Genomic DNA, 2,975 nt, shown 5'->3' on the forward strand with positions numbered 1-2,975 from the left:
TTAATTAGTGTATTCGTGGCAAAAAAGAAAAAAGAGAAAAGGGGGAGACCATTGACCATGTTTTATTTGAATTGACTTTTTTAATTTTTCATCCTATATTTTAATTAGTGTATTCGTGGCAAAAAAGAGAAAAGTGAAAAGGAGAGACCATTGACCATGTTTTATTTGAATTGATTTTTTTAATTTTTCATCCTATATTTTCATTAGTGTATTCGTGGCAAAAAATAAATCATTCATTCGCGTATTCGTGGCAAAAAAGAGAAAAGTACTAATATAAATAGATGCTTTAATCATTTGAAATAGAAAAGTAAATAAAAAGAATTGTTAAATATTGCCAATAAAATAACAAATTGATGAAAAAAAAGTTGCTAAGTATTCAGGGTCCTACTGCTTCGGGAAAGAGTGAATTGGCAATTTTTCTTGCAGGATATTTTAATGCTGAAATATTATCAACTGACTCAAGGCAATTTTACAAGGAAATGAAGATTGGTACTGCAAGACCAAGCACCAATCAATTAAAAAAAGTTAAACATCATTTTGTAGGAACAAAATCAATTCATGAGGATTATAATGCCTCCGATTTTGAAAGTGAAGCACTAAAAGTTATAAAAGAATTACAGACTAAAGATATTTTACCAATTCTAGTAGGTGGTTCAGGTTTGTACAATGATGCAGTTCTTGAAGGATTTAACCCCATACCTGATATTGATTTTAAAGTTAGAGATAAGATTATTTCGGATTACGAAAAATATGGTTTAAAACCTTTGCTAAAGCAACTTGAAGAAATGGACAATGCTTACTATAAAATGGTTGATAAATCAAATTTCAGAAGAGTTTTGCGTGCTCTTGAGGTAAGTATTTGTTCGGGAAAACCTTATTCAAATTTTCTATCAAAAGAAAGAAAAGAAAGAGATTTTGAAACAATAAAAATAGGAATTACTTATCCCAAAAATATTTTATATCAAAGAATAGAAAAAAGATGTAATGAGATGCTTGAGAAAGCTTTAATTGATGAAGTTAGATCTTTGTATAAATATAAAAGCTTAACATCATTAAATACAATAGGATACAAAGAATTTTTTGATTATTTTGATAATAAAATTTCTTATGATAAAGCAATTGATAAATTTAAACAACACACAAGGAATTACGCAAAAAAGCAAATGAGTTGGCTAAGAAGAGATAAGGAAATTAAATGGTTTGAGTTAGAGGACAAAGCAAAAGTATTAGAGTATCTGAAACTCAGGATTGCGTAAAGATGGGAGAGGGAGAGTGCTGGGTTATATATTTTTTCCTTAAAAATATTTTGCAATTTACAATCAAAGTTTAATATTTACACGCTTAAAAACATGCTTAAATAATTAGTTAAAAAACGATTTTATAAAAAAATATTAAAATGATAGATACAATTTTAAATCACAGGTCGATAAGACAATATAAAGATAAAAAAATTGAAGATAACAAGCTTCAAGATATTCTGATGGCTGCTTCAAAAGCATCAACAACCGGAAATATGCAAGTTTACAGCATTGTGGTTTCTAAAGATGAAGAAATAAGGAAAAAACTTTGGGAAGTACATTTTAAACAAGACATGGTAAAGCAAGCACCTATTGTTCTTACATTTTGTGCCGATTTTAACCGATTTAATAAATGGTGCGAGCAAAGAAATACAAAGCCCGGATATGATAATTATTTATCCTTTTTTACTGCGGCTATTGATGCTTTACTGTCTGCTCAAAATGCTTGCTTAGCAGCAGAAGAGCATGGTCTTGGTATTTGTTATCTTGGTACTACAACATATATGGCTGATAAGATTGTTGATATCCTAAAGCTTCCTAAAGGAGTTGTACCAATAACAACAGTTGTTGTAGGATATCCCAATGAAAAGCCGGGACTTACTGACAGACTACCTCTTGAAGCAATTGTTCATGAGGATACTTACCATGATTTTTCTTCTGATGATATTGAGAAATTGTATAAAGAAAAAGAAGCAATGCAGGAATATATTGACATTGTTAAAGAAAATGAAGTGGAAAATCTAGCACAAGTATTTGCTGAAAAACGATATGTCAAAAAAGATAATATGTTTTTCTCAAAGCAATTTCTCAAAGTAATAGAAGAACAAGGTTTTATGAATAACGAATAAAAAGTTAGCTAGAATTATTGATAATTTAGTTAAAGATTCCTTACTAATTGGTAGGTTTGTTACGGGAAAAACTTTGGAGAGTAAGCGTGTTGGAATAAATATGTTTTTCTCAAAGTAATTTGTCAGTTCATGAATAACGAATAAAGATCTCTAATTGAGGAATATTTTTATAACTATGAGTCCACTCTAAAAAGTCTTAAAATGATTTTAAAAACCAGCACTCATTACTTTTTAGAGTGGACTCAACATTACATTCCTAAATGTTTAAAGGCTTCATAGACAATAAAAGCTGGCCAAACAATGGCTTTTAGGAATCCTAGTACACCTATCCAAAAACTGCTTGCATGTGAAATAAAATAAACTGCTGCTCCGATTACTCCCAAACCATAAACTACATTTGATGTAGCTACATTTTCTTGAATTTTTTCTTTCATGATATTTTTTCTCCTTTATTATTTTTAATTTTCATTGTTATTTTTCATCTATGTTTTATTGCAAACAAAAATAATATTTTATTAAAGAACCTCGCTAAAGAAAATTGAATGTAAATTAAGAAAGAGTATTTAGTGTCTCTAAGAAAACTCTGCAAAATTAGATTCCTATCTTTTTGCGATATTTTTATCTTTCTCAACTCACTGATGCTAAGGCATCGCCTCGTCTCAAAAAATAAAAATCTCACCTGCCTGACGGCAAAGGCAGGTAAAAAATCTTAGAAATCATAAAATTTGATAGTTTTCTTAGAGGCACTATTTAAACAAATCCATTACATTTGCAAGCTAAATAAATTCACTAATAATTAAATTACAGTCATAAAAAATGAAAAAAAATT

At 29.0% G+C, this 2,975-nt stretch carries 3 protein-coding genes; 2 read left to right on the forward strand and 1 reads right to left on the reverse strand.

What is annotated here, in order from left to right; all coding sequences use genetic code 11:
- The first annotated feature begins 353 nt into the window (after positions 1–353).
- Together miaA and U9R42_07285 are read left to right on the forward strand one after the other, a co-directional pair.
- Entirely contained in the window at positions 354–1,256 is a 903-nt protein-coding gene (gene miaA, locus U9R42_07280) for a tRNA (adenosine(37)-N6)-dimethylallyltransferase MiaA (GenBank protein ID MEA3495822.1), read from the forward strand.
- 140 nt (positions 1,257–1,396) lie between these two features.
- Positions 1,397–2,146, forward strand: coding sequence for an NADPH-dependent oxidoreductase (locus U9R42_07285; GenBank protein MEA3495823.1), 750 nt, complete (start codon positions 1,397–1,399; stop codon positions 2,144–2,146).
- Positions 2,147–2,394: 248 nt separating this feature from the next.
- Here U9R42_07285 and U9R42_07290 read toward each other — a convergent pair whose 3' ends face one another.
- Entirely contained in the window at positions 2,395–2,580 is a 186-nt protein-coding gene (locus tag U9R42_07290; GenBank protein ID MEA3495824.1) for a hypothetical protein, read from the reverse strand.
- Between the last annotated feature and the right edge of the window lie 395 nt (positions 2,581–2,975).

Source organism: Bacteroidota bacterium (assembly GCA_034723125.1).
Taxonomy (GTDB): Bacteria; Bacteroidota; Bacteroidia; order CAILMK01; family JAAYUY01; genus JAYEOP01.